This is a genomic window from Lentzea sp. NPDC003310, from assembly GCF_040610935.1.
Classification (GTDB): domain Bacteria; phylum Actinomycetota; class Actinomycetes; order Mycobacteriales; family Pseudonocardiaceae; genus Lentzea.
Genome location: NZ_JBEXNC010000007.1, coordinates 284,226 through 301,650, shown reverse-complemented (window position 1 = coordinate 301,650; position 17,425 = coordinate 284,226). Strand labels below are relative to the sequence as shown.

Below are 17,425 nucleotides of genomic sequence, written 5' to 3'. Positions count from 1 at the left end.
AAGATAACGAGTCGAGGTAGCGGAAAGGCAAAGATCACCCTTTCACCGCAATGCAGCCAGCAGATGGGACAGGTTGACACCAACGGCGTCCGCCAACCGGCGCACGACTTCCGGAGCGGGTGCCAACGGGTGTGTCTCGCGGGTGAACGGCAGGCCTTCACCGCCGGAAAACTTCGATTGCGGCGTGACGGGGGCCAGGATCGGGTAGACGCGCCAGCGCGGCACCTTCGAGTCGGCCATGGCGAGCGTGTTCTCGTGCCACAGCATCACGGCGGATTGACGCACATTGCGCGCGAGGACGCAGCCATGGCCCGTGAGCGTGATCGCGCGCGCAGCGGCGCGCACGGGGTTGCGGAACTCGCCCTCCACCACCCACACGCCGGCCATGAACTCCGCGGAGAGACCCTCCGCCTCCAGCGCGGCGATCGTCTCGGCGTGCTGGTCGTCCGCTGCGGCCGTCGCGAGCTCGACGACCTCCTGCACCTCCGAGGTCGTCACGACGCGCGCACCAGCCTCCGTGGAGTGCTGCAACAGCCGTTCCACGTGGCGGTCCTCCGCGTAGGCCGCCCACTCCTGGGCCTTGTCCCACGCCGACCGTGCGATGACATCGGCCTCGGAGCCGCCACGTAGGCGTGCGTCCTGCAAGAGCTGTGCGAGCACCACGGCGATGACCGAGCTCAGCAGTGCGTCGTCACGCGCCTCGTCGTCCTCGGGCACGAGAGAGACGACCAGGTCGCGCAGATCGGTGCGCCAGCTCTCGTCACCCGCCCACACGCCGATGGCGAGCAGGTTCAGGTAGTGGCTCGCGATGGCCATCCGCACGAGCAACGGCTGCGTGGCCACCTCCCGCGCATCGCGCCGTGCGGTCGCCTTCACCTGCTGCCGTTCCGCGGGATCCACCACGCTCACGCGGATCTTGTCGAGTTCGTCGAGGAAGTCGTCCCACCGGTCGTCCGAGAACCGGGCGAAGACGTCGTCCACCTGTTACCTCCAGCTCAAAGTCGAGCGACGGACTCGAGTACTCGTCTGGTGCGCGCCACTTCGTGCGCGCGAAAGACCGCGGCGCCCGCCAACGCCGCGATCGCCGTCGCGACGAGGGTGCCCTCGACGCGCTCGTGCAGTTCCACGCCGAGGGTCTCCCCGACGAAGTCCTTGTTGGACAGCGCCATCAGCACCGGCCACCCGGTCGCCACCAACGCGTCCGTGTGCCGCACCAGCGCGAGGCTGTGCCATGTGTTCTTGCCGAAGTCGTGTGTGGGGTCGATCAGCACGCTCTTGCGTGGCACACCGAGCGAGACCACCCTCTCGGCACGTGTCGTCGTCTCCGCGATGACGTCGGAGACGAGGTTCGGGTAGCTCACCCGGTGCGGACGGGTGCGGGGCACCGCGCCGCCCGTGTGGGAGCAGACGTAGCCGGCGCCGTACTCGGCGGCGACCTCGGCCAGCTGCGGGTCGGCCCCCGCCCACGTGTCGTTGAGCAGGTCGGCGCCGGCCTCGCAGACGAGCCTGCCGACGTCCGCGCGCCACGTGTCGCTGCTGATGATCAGGTCCGGGTAGGCGTCGCGCACGCGTGCGATGAACGGCACGACGCGACGGACCTCCTCACCAGAGTCGACCAGGTCACCCGGCCCGGCCTTCACCCCGCCGATGTCCACGATGTCCGCGCCCTCGTCCACGACGCGGTGCACGGCCTCCATGGCCACGTCCTCGGCGTAGGTGGCGCCCCTGTCGTAGAACGAGTCCGGGGTGCGGTTGATGATCGCCATCACCAGCGCGTGCTCTCGGACGACGGTCCGGCCGCGGAACTGGAGCTCGATCACATCCCGTGTCTACCAGGTGGTCCCCGACCTTTGCACATGGCGGACGTCTCATACTGCGTGGCGTGGAACTGGTGAAAGCGGTCGACGCGCTGTGGCAGCGCGGCTGGCTGCCGTACGACGTGCGCGAGATCGTGTCGCGTGAACTCGACGAGTCGGCCACCTCTCTCGTGGTGGACGTGATCGCTTTGTCCTGTTCGCCGCATGCGGCGGCGACCGTGCACCCGCGCTGGCAGAGCCAGCTGGACGAGATCGGCGCCTCGGTGTGGTGGGAGGGACCGCTGCTGGAGGCGTGGGCGACGCGGCACATCGAGACGCTCTCGTACGCCGAACGCACGGCCTCGGAGCTGTTGAAGTTCCTCGGGAGGTTGCCGTCGTTGCCGCAGATCCTGCCGTTGCCGGGCGACGTGCTGATGTCGGCCGTGCGCGCGGGACTGGACCCGAAGGTGCTCAACCGGGTGCGCGGGCTGCTCGCGAAGGCCGAGTCGACGGCGTTCCCGGAGGAGGCCGAGGCGCTGTCGGCCAAGGCGCAGGAGCTGATGAACCGGCACGCGCTGGAGCGAGCGATGCTCGACGCGGACCTGCCGGCGCTGGCGACGTCGCGGCGGATGTGGCTCGACAAGAGCTACTTCAAGGAGAAGTCGCAGCTCGTGCACGTGGTGTCGGGGGCGTTCCGGTCGCGGGCGGTGGCGTACGACGGGTTCGGGTTCGTCGCGCTGGTCGGCGACGAGGTCGACCTGGAGAGCGTGGAGCTGCTGTCGACCTCTCTGCTCGTGCAGGCGACACGGGCGATGGTGGCCGTGGGCGGAAAGGCCGGCAAGGGCAGCGAGGCGCGCTCGCGGCCGTTCCGGAAGTCGTTCCTGGTGGCCTACGCGTCCCGGATCGGCGAACGGCTGGAGGCGGCCGCGGCGCCCGAACCGCTCGCCGCGGACGAGCGGTTGCTGCCGGTGCTCGCGGACCGCAAGAAGGCCGTGGACACGCTGTTCGAGGAGATGTTCACGCGGACGCGCACGTCCCGCGTGACGGTGCGGTCGGCCGCCGGGTGGGGCGCGGGGCGGGCGGCGGCGGACGTCGCGGACATCGGCACGGGCCGCAACTCGGTGACGTCGGGCTGACCCCTCCACCCCTTCGGGTGAACTCCCGGTCCCAAGAAGCCCTCCCGGGGTCCCACCCCGGAAAAACCGTCAGACCCCCTCCCTAACGTCGCCCCCATGACAACCACCTTCCACAACGAGATCAAGCTCGGCGAGGTCAACTACCGGCTGAGCGCGACGACCGACTCCGACGAGTCCCTCGTGCTCGACCTGCTCGGCTCGCTCGACTCGGGCGAGGTCGTCGCGGACGGCCGCCTCCGCCTGCCGGTCGAGGGCGGCGTGACGATCGGCAAGCTGCTCGCCCGCGTCCTGGGCGCCCACACGCGGCTGCGCAGCCGGCCGTCCCGCCACGCGAACGCCAACCAGCCCTGGACCGAGGCCCTCGACACGGAGCTGCGCACCGAGTGGCTCACCTCACCGGAGACCGACTCGCCGAAGCTGATCAGGACCCTGGCCGACACCATGGAACGCTCCCCCACGGCCATCCGCGCCCGGCTGGCGAGAGTGGGCTGCGACCCGGACGTACCGGGCCGCGAGCTCTCCGCGACGGCCGCGGTCCTGCTAGGGGGAAACTCAGGGGCCGCTCAGGGAAAGACCTGATTCGTCCGCCCCGCGCCCGGCGGACTCTGGAGTGACAGGCACCAGAGCCCAGGGGGTACACAGTGGAGATCGGCGGCTTGTTCACCGCACTGCTCTTCGGAGCGATCATCGGCGGCCTCGGCCGCCTGGTCGTCCCGGGCAGGCAACACGTGTCGCTGCTCGCGACGGTCTTCGTGGGCATCGTCGCCGCCCTGCTGGGCACTGCGGCGGCCACGGTCCTGGGCGTCGCCGACACCCCGGGAATCGACTGGATCGAACTGGCCCTCCAGGTAGGCCTCGCCGGCGCCGGCGTGACCCTGCTGGCCAACCGCTCCAGGCAGAAGGTCCACCACTGACACACGGGCCAGGGCGGCCCGACGCGCCCACCCACACCCGCTCGCTCGCCGCACCCGAGCCGTCGGCCCTCCGCGCGCCCACCAACCACCGCGCCCGGACCGCCAGGCACCCAACGGGTCCAGCGACTCACGTGAGGCCTCCGGCCGACCCGAGCAGCGCTGCCGTCTCGCGCACGAACGCGTCGAGACCCCAGCGCTCCCAACGGGTCCGCCGGCCTGAGGCCGGGTGCTCGCCTTTCATCCGAGAGTCGCACGCGTGCCAGGCGTTCTCCCCGCGAGACGTCTCGCCGCAGCGACTCGGCAACCGCCGCACCCGTCCGCAGGTCGGCGCTTGCCGGTACCGGCGAGCGTCCCGCACCCCGAGAACGCCACCCCTGCACCACCCACCCGGCCACCGTGCATCACCCACCCGGCCGCCGGGCCAACCACCGTGCCCACCGACAACGCCCTGCCCGCCTGTCTGCCTCCACCGACAGATCACCCATCCACCAACCTGTCCACAACCACCAACCTGTCCACCATCCGCCGACCGCCAGCCGATTCCTCACCCCACCAACCGATTTCCCACCCACCAGCCGATTCCACCTACCAGCCGATTCCCACCTACCAACCAACTCCCCCACCCACCAACCGACTCCCCACCCACCTCCAACCACCACAGCCCAGCCGGCACCCGAAGCACACCGGCTGATCAGCGACCGTTCATCCTCCAGACCCCTGGGGCGGCCACAATGCGCGCCTCCGAGGGTTGAGGAGGACCAGTGGTCCGGTTGTGCACAGGCCTGGTGGCCTTGGTGTTGCTCGTCTCGGCCGCCCCCGCCGAGGCGGCGGCGCCGTCGCGGTTCCAGCGGTTCGACACGATGCCGGTGTTCCGCAACAGCTCTGCCGCCGAGCACACGGCCGCCGAGATCGCGGCGGCCACCTCGGACGGCAAGCTGGTCGTCTACACCGACTCGCCCGGCAGGCGGATCGGGTTCGCGCGGGCGGGGCAGCGGCTCGTGCAGGACGGTGTGCTGGCGATGCCCGGTGAGCCGACGTCGGTCGACATCGTCGGTGGCCTGGCGCTCGTCGCGGTCAACACGTCCGCGTCGTACACCTCGCCTTCCGGGGTGCTGGTGGTCGTGGACCTCGGGGCGCGGCGGGTCGTGGCCACGCACGATCTCGGTGGGCAGCCGGACTCGATCGACATCTCGAAGGACGGCCGGTACGCGGCCATCGCGATCGAGAACGAGCGGGACGAGGACGTGAACGGCGGTGCGATCCCGCAGGCGCCCGCGGGGTTCCTGACGATCGTCGACCTGGTCGGCCGCGAGCCTGCGGCGTGGCAGTTGCGCCGGGTCGAGCTGACCGGGCTCGCCCAGGTCGCGCCGGGTGACCCGGAGCCGGAGTACGTCAGCGTCAACGGCCGGAACCAGGTCGCGGTGACGTTGCAGGAGAACAACCACATCGCGGTCGTCGACCTGCGGTCGGGACGGGTCGTGCGGCACTTCTCGGCCGGTACCGCCACGGTCGCGAAGACGGACACGAAGGACGACGGGAGGTTCGAACCGACTGACACCATCACCGCGGCGCGCGAGCCCGACGCGGTGGCCTGGTTGGACGACCGGACGCTCGGCACCGCCGACGAGGGCGACTACCTCGGTGGCTCGCGGACGTGGACCGTCTTCGACGCCGAGTCCGGCGAGGTCGTGTTCTCGTCGGGCAACGAGCTGCAGCAGATCGCCGTGCGGCAGGGGCAGTACCCGGACGGGCGGTCGGACAACAAGGGCGTCGAGCCGGAGGGCCTGGCGGTCGCGCAGTTCGGGCGGGACCGGTACGCGTTCGTCGGCATGGAGCGCGCCAACCTCGTCGCCGTCTACGACGTGAGCAACCCGCGCCGGCCGCGGTTCCTGCAGGCGTTGCCCACCGGGGTCGGGCCTGAGGGACTGTTGCCGATCCCCGCGACCGGGACGCTCGTGGTGTCTGCGGAAGAGGACTCGGCCGAGGACGGCATCCGGTCGTCGCTCAGCGGGTACCGGCTGACGCGCACGCCGCTGGCGGTGTCCCTGGCGCACAACCAGGGGACGCCGTCGATCGTGTCGGACGGCATCGGTTTCGGTGCCCTGTCCGGGCTTTCCGGCATCCCGGGGAACGCCCGTGACGTCGTCGCCGTGACGGACGCCGCCTACACGCCCACCAGGATCCTGACGATCGACACCGTCGCCGCGCCGGCGAAGGTGCGCAAGGAGGTGACGCTGACCAAGGACGGCAAGCCCGTCGGGTACGACGGTGAGGGCATCGCCGCGCGCCGGAGCGGGTACTGGGTCGCGGTGGAGGGCGACGGCAAGCAGAAGCCGAACCTCTTGCTCGAGGTCGCGGCGGACGGCGCCGTCACCAGGGAGATCCCGCTGCCCGAGGCGGTCGCGAAGACGGCCACCGGCAACGGGTTCGAGGGGGTGACGGTGGTCGGCGCGGGACGGTCCGAGCAGGTGTGGCTCGCCGTGCAGCGTGAGTGGAAGGCCGACGAGCCCGGCCAGGCCACGCTGGCCCGCTACACGCCGGCGACCGGTGAGTGGGCGTTCGCCGCCTACCCGCTCGACGCCGCCCAGGCCGGTGCGTGGATCGGGCTGTCGGAGATCACCGCGCTGAACGACCGGACGGTGCTGGTGCTCGAGCGCGACAACCAGCGCGGTGACGCGGCCAGGACGACGAAGGTCTTCCGCGTCGACCTCGGTGGCCTCACGCCGGTGCCCGCGGGCGTCGAGAAGCCCGTGGTCTCCAAGAGGCTCGCCCAGGACCTGCTGCCGGCGCTGCGGGCCGACGGTGCCGCCACGCACGACAAGCCCGAGGGCCTCGCCGTGGTCGGAACGTGGCCGTTGCAGCGGCTGGTCGGTGTCGTGGACAACGACGGGCTGGACGACGCTCCGGGCGAGTCGGTGTTCCTGCGCCTCGGCTGGGTCCACTGACGGAGCGGGCTAGGCCTCGGGTGGCAGGGACAGGTAGGCCGGGCGCAGCAGGTCGGCGAGCGAGGACCGGCCCACGGTGATCGGCACGCCGTCGAGCTGGTCGAGCACCGCGTCGGCGCGCACCGCGGCCGTCGGGTCGCCGAAGGACAGGCTCGACGTGGTCTGCCTCTGCCAGAACGTGTCCAGGCTCTTCGTGAGCGGCGGTGCCTCCTCGCGGGTCACCGCCGCGCGCGTCGTGCCGCGCAGGGTGCGGAGGCGGTCGAGCAGGTCCTCGCGGCCGCGGCCGCGCCAGGCGAGGATCTCGAACGGGTCGTTGTCGAACGACTCGGCGAGCAGGTAGCAGGTGGCGGCGAGGTGCTTGCACGGCACCTCCCAGTCAGGGCAGCTGCAGTCCATCGTCATCTCGCGCTGCGTCGCGGGGAAGAGCCGCAGCCCGAGGGAAGCGAACAGCTCCTCGATGTCCTGCGGCATCTCGCCGGCGAGCAGCTTCGCCGCGTACAGGGCCTTGCCGGCCAGGGCGTGCTCGATGCGCTGCCACTCCTGGCCGGTGAAGGACTTGATGGCGATCCGCGTCTTGTACGGCGTGGGGCGCGAGCCCTGCACCAGTGCGATCACCATGCTCGTGGACAGCGACAACGACAGGACCTGGCCCTGGCGCGCGTAGTTGCGGCCGCGGGTCAGGCGCCCGCCCATGCCGAACGACTCCAGCACCTCGATGAACCGGCGCGACCACCAGGTGGCGCCGATGTCGCCGCGCTTGCTCTTCGCCTTGATCCCGTTGTCCACCTTGATGGTCTTGCCGTAGCGGGACTGGCGTTCGCCGGTCGGGCGTTCTCCGGACCAGTGCTCACTCACCGACGGCCTCCCCGGACAGCGTCAGCAGCTCCCGCAGCTGCGCGGTGGACAGCTCGGTGAGCCAGTTCTCGCCGGCGCCGACCACCAGCTGGGCCAGGGCGCGCTTCTCCTCGATCATGGCGTCGATGCGCTCCTCCAGCGTGCCGATGCAGACGAACTTGCGCACCTGCACGTTGCGGCGCTGGCCGATCCGGAACGCCCGGTCGGTCGCCTGGTCCTCGACCGCGGGGTTCCACCAGCGGTCCAGGTGGATCACGTGGTTCGCGGCGGTGAGGTTGAGGCCGGTGCCGCCCGCCTTGAGCGACAACAGGAACAGCGACGGGCCCTTGGCGTCCTGGAAGCGCTCGACCATGCGGTCGCGGGACGCCTTGTTCGTGCCGCCGTGCAGGAACATCACCTCGGTGTCGAAGCGCGCGGCCAAGTACGGCACGAGCATGCTGCCGAACTCGGTGAACTGCGTGAAGCACAATGCCTTGTCGCCCTCGGCGAGCACTTCTTCGAGCACCTCCTCGAGGCGCGCGAGCTTGCCGGAGCGGCCGGCGACGCGGGAGCCGTCGCCGAGGAAGTGGGCGGGGTGGTTGCAGACCTGCTTGAGCTTCGACATGGTCGCGAGCACGAGTCCCCTGCGCTCGATGCCCTCGTCCGCCTCCTCGATCTTCTGCAGCATGTCGTCGACGACGGCCTGGTAGAGCGAGGCCTGCTCGGTGGTGAGGTTGCAGAGCTGACGCATCTCGACCTTGTCGGGCAGGTCGCTGATGATGCGCGGGTCCGTCTTCACGCGGCGCAGCACGAACGGGTTCGTGATCTTGCGCAGGCGCGCGGCGGCGTCCTGGTCGTTGTGGCGCTCGACCGGGACGGCGAAGCGGGCGCGGAACGTGTTGATCGTGCCGAGCACGCCGGGGTTGGCGAAGTCCATGATCGACCAGAGCTCGGCGAGCCGGTTCTCCACGGGCGTGCCGGTCAGCGCGACGCGGTGGCGCGCCTGGATCCGGCGCACGGCCTGGGACTGGCGGGTCGCGCTGTTCTTGATGTTCTGCGCCTCGTCGAGCACCACGCGGTCGAACGTGAGGTCGCTCAACGCGTCGGCGTCGCGCGCGGCGAGCGCGTACGTCGTGAGCACGAGGTCGTTGCTCTCCACGGCCTCGCGCAACGCGTCGCCGTCCAGGCGATCGGCGCCGTGGTGCACGTGCACCGAGAGTTCCGGCGTGAACCGGGCCGCCTCGCGCTGCCAGTTGCCGACCACCGACATCGGGCAGATCAGCAACGTCGGCGGCCTCTTGCCGTGCGCGCGGTTCAACGCTTCCAGTGCGAGCAGTTGCACGGTCTTGCCGAGGCCCATGTCGTCGGCCAGGCACCCGCCGAGCCCGATCCGGTCGAGGAACGCGAGCCACGCCAGTCCGCGCTGCTGGTACGGGCGCAACTGGGCGGTGAAGGTCTCCGGCGGCTCCACGGGTTCGAGCTGCTCGTCCGCCCGCCCGGACAACAGGTCGCCGAGCCAGCCGTCGGCCTCGACGGACATCAGCGGGAGAGGGAGGCTCTCGTCCTCCTCGGTGAGTCCACTGTGGAGCATGACCTCGGCCGCGGTCATCTGTCCGCCGCCGCGCTTCAGGAACGCGAGCCCCGCCGCCAGCCGCTTCTGGTCGACCTGCACCCACTGGCCGCGCACCTTGACCAGCGGCACCTTCGCCCTGGCCAGCTCGGCGAGCTCCGCGTCGGTCAGCGTGTCCTCGCCCAGGGCGAGCTCCCACTTGTAGTCCACGATGGACTTGAGGCCGATCTCGCTCTCCTTGGCGACGGTGCCCGCGGTGCCGCGGCTCTTCGTCGTGAGCTTCAGGCCGAGCCTCGTCGTCTGCTGCCACCACGAGGGCAGCAGCACGCCGAACCCCGCCTGCGCCAGCACGGGCGCCGCGGTCAGGAACCGGTAGGCGCCCTCCGCGCCCACCTCCAGTTCGGAGGGGTGCTGGCCGCGCAACGCCTCGTCCAGGTCGGGGTGCAGCTTGCTCGCGCGGCCGAGATCGGCGAGCAGGTGCTCCTGCGGCGCCGGGATCCAGCGCCGCAGGACGCCGTCGTCCGCGAACCAGACCTGCTGCGCGGGCACGAGCACGCTCGGTTCGTCGACGGCCTGCAGCAGGAACTCGACGGCCCACTCGTCGTCCGCGCGCTGTTCCGGCGACCGCAGCCGGAAGCAGGTGCGGACCGGGCTCTCGCTGCCCGCGCTGTCGCGCCAGCGGTCCAGGTGCTCACGCAGTTCGTAGAGCTCGACGGGGTCGGCGTCGAAGGCGGGCTCGCCGGTGAGCGCGTCGAGCCACGACTCCGCCGTGGTCGCCCGGCCACGTCGTTTGGGGGCGAGCGCGGTGCCGGCCAGCCTGCTCCGCACCTGCTCGTCGACGGCGGTCGTCAGCGCGGCGCGCACGAGTTCCGCGGGGTCGGCGACGATCTGCTCGCACCGGCAGGCGGGCGGCATCGCGGCCTGCAGCGCCGCGAACCGCGCCGAGTCCGTCCCCGCGAGCACCGGCACCCAGCGCGCGACGGGCCGGTCCGGCGCGACCGACGGCAGCACGCGGCCGCGGTCGACCAGGTCGGTCGCGAACCCGAAGACGTCGAACGCGAACCGGGCGGAGTCACTCAGCCGCACCTCGGCACCGAGTTCCGGGACGCCGGCGAGGCGGACCGTGGGCACACCCCACTGCCTCAGCTGCACCTTGCCGCGCGGCGCCCGTCCCGCCGTCAGCGGGTCGCGCACCAGTTCCGGAGACGCCATCGGCCCCGCCGCGAAGGACGGCAGCAACAGCTGCCGCGTGGTCGTTTTGCCCGGTTCCTGACCGAGCGCGACGGCGAGCGACTCGGCCGACGCCGCGAAGGGGTGCGGTGCGTCCCTACGCGTGCTCTCGCTGCGTGCGGGCAGCCCTGAATCCTCGGCCCACAGCGCGAGGACGCCGTCGGTCGTGCACAGGCCATGCAGTACGAGCACCTTTGAACCCTATGTGCTCACATTGGCGGCATGGTCGAAGACTCCCCTGTCGTGCTGGACGGTCAGTCGCTCAGCGCCGACGACGTGGTGCGCGTCGCGCGGTATCACGCGCCGGTGACCCTCCACGCTGATGGCCTCGCACGGCTCGATGCGTCGTGGCGGGCCAGCCAGCGCCTTGTGGTGCGGCGACAGGTGTACGGCCGCACGACCGGGGTCGGCGCGAACCGCGACCAGATCGTCAGCACCGAGGGCTGGGCCGAGCACGGTCTGCGCCTGCTGCGCAGCCACGCCGGCGGACTCGGCGGCATGCTCCCGGAGGAACAGGTGCGCGCGATGATGGTCGTGCGCCTGAACCAGCTCCTCGCGGGCGGCGCCGGCGTGCGCGCGGCCGTGGCCGACGCCCTGCTCGCCGCGTTGAACGGCAGCTGCTACCCCGGCGTCCACGAGTACGGCGCCATCGGCACGGGCGACCTGACCGCGCTGGCCGAGACCGGGCTGACCCTGCTCGGCGAGCGCTACTGGCTCGGCTCCACGCAGACCCCGGACCCGATCGAGCTCGACTCTGGTGACGCACTGGCGTTGATCAGCAGCAACGCCCTCACGATCGGCATGGCGGGCCTCGCCTGGAAGGACGCGCACCAGCTGTTGAGGGCCACACAGGTCGTGGCCGCGCTGTCGTTCCTCGCCGTGGACGGAGCCGTCGAGGCCTACGACGAACGCGTCCACCAGGGCCGCCCGCACCCCGGCCAGGTGGCGGTGGCCGCCGAGATGCGCCGCCTGATCGGCGAACCGCCGCGGCCGCCCGCCCGCATCCAGGACCCGTTCGGCTACCGGTGCTTCCCGCAGATCCACGGCCCGGCCATCGACGCCGCCACCGACCTGGCCCGAGTGCTGGACGTCGAGTTCAACGCGGCCGCGGAGAACCCGCTGATCGTCGCCGACCAGTTCGGCCCGGAGGACGACGCGGCCTACCACCACGGCGCGTTCCACAGCGCGTACCTGGGGCAGGCCCTGGACCGCCTGCGGCTCGCGATGCTGCACACCGGCCACATCTCGACCGCGCGCCTTGCAACGCTGGTGGAACCGAACTTCACCGGCCTGCACCCGTTCCTCGCCGAGGACGTGCGCGGCAGCTCGGGCGTGATGATCCTCGAGTACAGCGCGAACTCCGCGCTGGCCGAGGTCCGCACCCTCGCCGAGCCGGCGAGCATCGGCAACGCCGTGGTGTCGCGCGGCCAGGAGGAGAACTCGAGCTTCGCGTTCCAGTCGGCGTCGCAGGCCCTGCGCTCGCTGGGCGCGTTCCGCCTGGTGCTGGCGTGCGAGGTGGTGGCCGCCGTCCGCGCCCTGCGGCTGCGCGGCATCACACCGCAGACCCCGGCGCTGCGCACCGCGTTCGAGGCGGCCGAGTCGAAGCTCAACCCGGACATGTCCGACCGCCAGCTCAGCCCGGACGTGGAGGTGGCCTCGGCCCTGCTGGACGACTTCGCCACCTGCTGAGCTTGATCTCCACCAACCTGGAGCTTCTACGGTCAGGTACGACCAGGTTGTTCGAGGTGGGGGATGTGGTTGCGATGCGTGCCGTGCGCGTGCACGAGTTCGGTGGGCCCGAGGTGCTCCGCGTGGAGGACGTGCCCGAGCCCGTGGCGGGCCCAGGCCAGGCTTTGGTGGCCCTGGAAGCCGCCGACGTGATCTTCCTGGACACGCTGCTGCGCGGCGGGTGGGGCGGCGAGTACTTCCCGCTGACCCTGCCGTACGTGCCTGGCGGTGGGGGCGCGGGCCGAGTGCTCGCCGTCGGCCCGGACGTCGATCCGGCGTGGGTGGGGCGACGCGTGATCTGCCGCGCGCCCGGCGGCTACGCGGAGCGCACGCTCTTCCCCGCGGCCGAGATGGTCGAGGTGCCGGACGACCTGGGCGCGGCGGAGGCGGCGGCCATGGTGCACGACGGCGCCACCGCGCTGCTGCTCGCGCGGCGCGTGCCGGTCCCGCACGGGGAGTGGGTGCTGGTGACGGCGGCGGCAGGCGGGGCGGGGTCGTTGCTCGTCCAGTTGCTGCGCGATGCCGGGGCACGCGTGGTCGCGGCGGCTCGGGGTGAGCGCAAGCTCGCGCTGGTCCGGGAGCTGGGGGCGGAGGTCGCCGTCGACTACTCGCGGGGCGACTGGCAGGACCAGGTGCGGTCGGTGACGGGTGGCGTCGGGCTCGTCTACGACGGGGTGGGAGGGGTGCTGGGGAGGGCCGCTTTCTCGGTCGTGGCCGAGGGTGGGACGTTCGTCACCTATGGCAGTTCGGACGGGTTCGCCGACGTCGACCCGGAGTTGGCGGAGCGGCGGCGGGTGCGGGTGGACAACGTGCTGGCTGGCGGTTCGCCGGATCCGGTGACCTTGCGCGGACTGCACACGGACGCGGTTGCGCTGGCTGCGCGGGGGCGGATCCGGCCGGTGGTGGGGGCGACCTTCTCGTTGGAGGAGGCCGAGAAGGCGCACCGGTCGCTGGAGGAGCGGGCCACGCTGGGGAAGTCGGTGCTGGTGATCTGAGGTGGGGCCGCAGGGTGGTGGGGCCGCGGGGAGGTGGGGAGGTGGGGCCGAGGAGGTGGTGGGCTGCAGCGTGAGGGGCGCGGGGTGCAGCGCCAGAGTTTGGGCCTGGCGGAGGCGGCGCGGCGGGGGTCGCGTGATTGGAGCCGCGCGGTGAGGGCGGCCGCGCAGGGCGGCGCTGTTGAGGGGCGCGGCGTGAGGAGAGCAGCGGTATTGGGAGGCGCGAGGACGCGGCGGTGTTGGGGGCGCAGCGCATGCCGACCCGACGCGGGGCCTGGCAGCCCGGTGCGGCGCGGGGTGTGAGGGCGGCGGCGTGAGGGGCGCGGTGTGGCGTGGCGGCGCGGTTCCGTGTGGCGGCGCGGCGGGCGCCGTGTGGCGGCGGGCGGGGTTAGGGGCGTGGTGTGGGTTGACTGGGGTGCGCCGCGATCCCCGTGCGGCGCACCCTGCGCCTGGGGTCAGCCTCCTGCCACGGACGGCAGGATCTGGATCTCTGCTCCTGCCGGTAGCGGGGTGGCTGGGCCTGCCAGGCGGCGGCACTCCTCGCCGTTGACGTAGAAGTTCACGTAGCGGCGTAAGCCTGCCTGTTCGTCGCGCAGTCTGCGGTCCAGGAGGGGGTAGGTGGTCGCCAGTGCGTCCAGGGCCGCGCCCAGGGTGGCTGGGTCCGGGACCTCGACGTCCAGGCTGGCGTTGCCGTCTGCGGCTGTGCGGAGGACGCCTGGGATCAGGACCTTCACCTTCACGTCGGGATCACCGCCGCCCTGACCGACATCACGTCCGGGAGGTGGGAGACCACCTGGTGCCACGTCTCGCCTTCGTCGGGGCTCGCGTAGACCTCGCCGGAGCGGGAGCCGAAGTAGACGCCGGTGGTGTCGGCGTCGTCGGCGCACATCGCGTCTCGCATCACCGCTGTCCAGAAGGAGTCCGGGAGGCCGAAGCCGAGGGACTGCCACGTGTTGCCCGCGTCGCGGGAGCGGTAGACGCGGCACTTGCCCTCTGGTGGGAAGCGGCGGCCGTCGGCCTCGATCGGGAACGTGAAGATCGTGTCCGGGTCGTGCGGGTGGACGACCATCGCGAAGCCGAAGTCGGTGGGCAGGCCTTCGGCGATGGACTGCCAGGTGTCGCCTCCGTCGTCGCTGCGGTAGACGCCGTGGTGGTTCTGGGCGTAGAAGCGCGACGGGGCGGCCGGGTGTTGCGCGACCTTGTGGACGCACTGGCCGAACTCCGGCCACGGGTCCGGGAAGAAGTACGCCTTGATGCCCTTGTTGCGGGCCTCCCAGGACTTGCCTCCGTCGGCGGTGCGGTAGACGCCGCCGGTCGACATCGCCACCAGCACCCGGTCCGGGTCGACCGGGTCGGGCACGATCGTGTGGACGGCCTGGCCTCCGAAGCCCGCCTCCCACTCCGGGCGGTGCGGGTGGTTCCACAGGCCCTCGACGAACTCGAACGAACGGCCGCCGTCCGTCGACTTGAACAGCGCCGACGGCTGCGTGCCCGCGTACACGACGCCCGGTTGCGAGGCCGGGGCCGGCTGCAGCTGCCAGACGCGCTCCAGCGCAGCGCCCTCCACCGGGAACGCGATCGGCGGCGTGTCCGGCTCCTCCCAGGTCGCGCCCAGGTCGTCCGAAATGGACACACCGGGACCGAAGTGCGGCGAGGACACACCGGCCAGCAGGCGCAGGCCCGCGCGCGTGTCGAACGCGACCGCGTACACCTCCTGCATCGCGTGGTGCGGGCCGTCGACCTGCCACGAGACACGGTCCTCACTGCGGGCGAGCCAGAGCCCCTTGCGCGTACCGATCGCCACGACCACCGTCATCGCAACGCCGCCTCCTGAAGTCGGGGGGATGTGATGCGGAGCACGTTACGCCGGGGGTCTGACAATTTCTGAGCGAGCGAGAAACGCCACGTAGCCGCACAAGTTACTCACTGGTAGCGTCCCGGGAGCAGAAGACGCAAGGAGGCGACCAGTGCTGCTCGACCCGAACCACTACGACCCCGCCCACCTCGACGAGGAGACCCGCCGCCTGCTCAGGGCGACCGTCGACTGGTTCGAGGCCCGCGGCAAGCGGCAGCTCATCGCGGACGCGCAGGACCGGGTCTGGTACACCGAGTTCCTCGACTTCGTGAAGCAGGAGAAGCTCTTCGCCACCTTCTGCACGCCGAGCGGCGTCGACGGCACCAAGCGCTGGGACGCCGCCCGCAACGCCGCGTTCAGCGAGGTCCTCGGCTTCTACGGCCTGCAGTACTGGTACGCCTGGCAGGTCACCGTCCTCGGCCTCGGCCCGATCTGGATGAGCGGCAACGAGGAGGCCAAGCAGAAGGCGGCCGCCCTCCTCGACAGCGGCGCGGTGTTCGCGTTCGGCCTCTCCGAGAAGGAGCACGGCGCCGACGTCTACAGCACCGACATGATCGTCACGAAGACCGACGACGGCTACCGCGCGAACGGCAGCAAGTACTACATCGGCAACGGCAACGTCGCCGGCATGGTCAGCGTCTTCGGCAAGATCGACGACGAGTACCTCTTCTTCGCCGTCGACAGCCGGCACGAGAGCTTCGAGCTCGTCAAGAACGTCGTCGACAGCCAGATGTTCGTCAGCGAGTTCCGTCTCCACGACTACCCGCTCACCGACGCCGACATCCTGCACCGCGGCCCGGACGCGTTCTCCGCCGCGCTCAACACCGTCAACGTCGGCAAGTTCAACCTCTGCACGGCCAGCATCGGCATCTGCGAGCACTCGTTCTACGAGGCGATCACCCACGCCCACAACCGGATCCTCTACGGCAACCCGGTCACGGACTTCCCGCACGTGCGCCAGAACTTCGTCGACGCGTACGCGCGCCTCACCGCCATGAAGCTCTTCGCGGACAGGTCAGTCGACTACTTCCGCAGCGCCAACGACGACGACCGCCGCTACCTGCTCTTCAACCCCATCACCAAGATGAAGGTGACGAGCGAGGGCGAGCAGGTGATCGACCTGCTCTGGGACGTCATCGCCGCCAAGGGCTTCGAGAAGGACACCTACTTCACCCGCGCCACCGCGGACATCCGCGCGCTGCCCAAGCTCGAGGGCACCGTGCACGTGAACCTGGCCCTGGTGCTCAAGTTCATGCCGAACTACCTCTTCAACCCCAAGGCCTACGACGAGGTCCCGACCCGCCACGACGCGTCGGACGACGACTTCTTCTGGCGCCAGGGTCCCGCACGCGGCCTCGGCAAGATCCAGTTCCACGACTGGGAGCCGATCTACGCCGAGCACTCCCACCTGCCGAACGTCAAGCTGTTCCACGAGCAGGCCAAGGCCATCAAGACCCTGCTCGCCACGGCCGCGCCGGACGAGGCCCAGCAGAAGGACCTCGACTTCCTGCTGAACCTCGGCCACCTGTTCACCCTGGTCGTCTACGGCCAGCTCGTGCTGGAGCAGGCCAAGATCACGGGCACCGACCAGCACGTGCTGGACCAGATCTTCGACGTCCTGGTCCGCGACTTCGCCGGTTACGCGACCGCGTTGCACGGCAAGGCCAGCAGCACCGAGGCCCAGCAGCAGTGGGCGATCGGCCAGATCCGCAAGCCGCACGTCGACGAGGCCCGCTTCGACGCCGTGTGGCAGCAGGTGGTCGCGCTCTCAGGCCGGTACGAGATGAAGCCCTAGCCCCGGTAGCGCTCCAACGCCGCGATCATGAGTTCGAGCCCGAACTCGAACTCCTGGTCGTGGTCGTACACCCCCAGCTGGTCCAGCACCCCGGCCGACAACGGGAACGCGGCCATGTCGACGGCCCCGTACGGCGAGAGCGCGATCCCGCCGAGCTCCGGCGACGTCGCGACCTCCCGCATCAACGTACCGAGCAGGTACGACACCATCGCCCGCATCATCCCGACGGCGATCTCACCGCGGAACCCCGCGCGGTCGAAGTTCGCGAGCGCCGACTCGATCGTGCGGAACCCCGCCTCGCTGCTCAGCCGCCGCGTCGCCAGCAGCACGAACGCGCGGGGGTGCCGGCGCGCCAGCTCCCGCACCGCGCGGGCGTGCGCCCGGATGTGGTCGCGCCAGTCGTCGCTGTCCACTTCGTACGGCTGCGCCTCGGCCATGATCCGCTCGGCGGCGAGGTCCACCAGCACGGCCTTGTTCGGCACGTGGTTGTAGAGCGACATCGTGCCCGCGCCCAGTTCGGCGGCGAGCCGCCGCATCGAGACGGCCTCGACGCCCTCGCGCTCGATCAACCGCACGGCCGCGTCGACGATGCGGTCGCGGGTCAACGGCTCACGTGACGCGGACACTGGC

The 17,425-nt window shown here is 71.1% G+C and carries 14 protein-coding genes; 7 read left to right on the top strand and 7 right to left on the bottom strand.

Going from position 1 to position 17,425, the window contains the following annotated elements:
* Positions 1-42: 42 nt before the first annotated feature.
* Together ABZX02_RS16585 and folP are read right to left on the bottom strand one after the other, a co-directional pair.
* Positions 43-981, bottom strand: coding sequence for a hypothetical protein (locus ABZX02_RS16585; RefSeq protein ID WP_355298935.1), 939 nt, complete (start codon positions 979-981; stop codon positions 43-45).
* A 14-nt stretch (positions 982-995) separates the two neighbouring features.
* Positions 996-1,820 carry a dihydropteroate synthase gene (gene folP / locus ABZX02_RS16580; protein ID WP_355298933.1) on the bottom strand — a complete coding sequence of 275 codons (825 nt, stop codon included), beginning with the start codon at positions 1,818-1,820 and terminating at the stop codon, positions 996-998.
* Positions 1,821-1,882: 62 nt separating this feature from the next.
* Between folP and ABZX02_RS16575 the strand changes: the two genes are divergently transcribed.
* The 4 genes from ABZX02_RS16575 (at position 1,883) to ABZX02_RS16560 (ending at position 6,791) form a co-directional block, all read left to right on the top strand.
* Positions 1,883-2,932, top strand: coding sequence for a DUF2786 domain-containing protein (locus ABZX02_RS16575; protein WP_355298931.1), 1,050 nt, complete (start codon positions 1,883-1,885; stop codon positions 2,930-2,932).
* A gap of 96 nt (positions 2,933-3,028) precedes the next feature.
* Positions 3,029-3,511 carry a hypothetical protein gene (locus tag ABZX02_RS16570; protein WP_355298929.1) on the top strand — a complete coding sequence of 161 codons (483 nt, stop codon included), beginning with the start codon at positions 3,029-3,031 and terminating at the stop codon, positions 3,509-3,511.
* A 62-nt stretch (positions 3,512-3,573) separates the two neighbouring features.
* Entirely contained in the window at positions 3,574-3,846 is a 273-nt protein-coding gene (locus ABZX02_RS16565; RefSeq protein ID WP_355298928.1) for a GlsB/YeaQ/YmgE family stress response membrane protein, read from the top strand.
* A gap of 761 nt (positions 3,847-4,607) precedes the next feature.
* Positions 4,608-6,791 (top strand): esterase-like activity of phytase family protein, encoded by a 2,184-nt coding sequence (locus ABZX02_RS16560; RefSeq protein ID WP_355298926.1) that lies wholly within the window; start codon positions 4,608-4,610, stop codon positions 6,789-6,791.
* 9 nt (positions 6,792-6,800) lie between these two features.
* On the opposite strand, the gene ABZX02_RS16555 is transcribed toward ABZX02_RS16560, so the two are convergent.
* Positions 6,801-7,646 carry an SWIM zinc finger family protein gene (locus tag ABZX02_RS16555; protein WP_355298924.1) on the bottom strand — a complete coding sequence of 282 codons (846 nt, stop codon included), beginning with the start codon at positions 7,644-7,646 and terminating at the stop codon, positions 6,801-6,803.
* Positions 7,639-10,617 carry a DEAD/DEAH box helicase gene (locus tag ABZX02_RS16550; RefSeq protein ID WP_355298922.1) on the bottom strand — a complete coding sequence of 993 codons (2,979 nt, stop codon included), beginning with the start codon at positions 10,615-10,617 and terminating at the stop codon, positions 7,639-7,641. Before ABZX02_RS16550 ends, ABZX02_RS16555 begins: the two co-directional genes overlap by 8 nt.
* A gap of 30 nt (positions 10,618-10,647) precedes the next feature.
* Between ABZX02_RS16550 and ABZX02_RS16545 the strand changes: the two genes are divergently transcribed.
* A complete protein-coding gene (locus tag ABZX02_RS16545) occupies positions 10,648-12,114 on the top strand; it encodes an aromatic amino acid ammonia-lyase (protein WP_355298920.1) in 1,467 nt (488 codons plus the stop codon).
* Between the two features lie 56 nt (positions 12,115-12,170).
* Entirely contained in the window at positions 12,171-13,148 is a 978-nt protein-coding gene (locus tag ABZX02_RS16540) for a zinc-binding dehydrogenase (RefSeq protein WP_355298918.1), read from the top strand.
* A gap of 452 nt (positions 13,149-13,600) precedes the next feature.
* Here the strand turns inward: ABZX02_RS16540 and ABZX02_RS16535 are convergent, their stop codons facing one another.
* Together ABZX02_RS16535 and ABZX02_RS16530 are read right to left on the bottom strand one after the other, a co-directional pair.
* On the bottom strand, positions 13,601-13,885 hold the full coding sequence (locus tag ABZX02_RS16535) for a MoaD/ThiS family protein (RefSeq protein WP_355298917.1): 285 nt from the start codon (positions 13,883-13,885) through the stop codon (positions 13,601-13,603).
* Positions 13,882-14,961, bottom strand: a complete 1,080-nt coding sequence (locus ABZX02_RS16530) for an exo-alpha-sialidase (protein WP_355298915.1) — start codon at positions 14,959-14,961, stop codon at positions 13,882-13,884. Before ABZX02_RS16530 ends, ABZX02_RS16535 begins: the two co-directional genes overlap by 4 nt.
* A gap of 151 nt (positions 14,962-15,112) precedes the next feature.
* Between ABZX02_RS16530 and ABZX02_RS16525 the strand changes: the two genes are divergently transcribed.
* Entirely contained in the window at positions 15,113-16,795 is a 1,683-nt protein-coding gene (locus tag ABZX02_RS16525; protein ID WP_355298913.1) for an acyl-CoA dehydrogenase, read from the top strand.
* Here ABZX02_RS16525 and ABZX02_RS16520 read toward each other — a convergent pair.
* Complete coding sequence (locus ABZX02_RS16520) at positions 16,792-17,421, bottom strand: TetR/AcrR family transcriptional regulator C-terminal domain-containing protein (RefSeq protein WP_355298911.1); 630 nt, start codon at positions 17,419-17,421, stop codon at positions 16,792-16,794. The two genes, ABZX02_RS16525 and ABZX02_RS16520, sit on opposite strands and share 4 nt — an antisense overlap.
* Positions 17,422-17,425 lie beyond the last annotated feature (4 nt).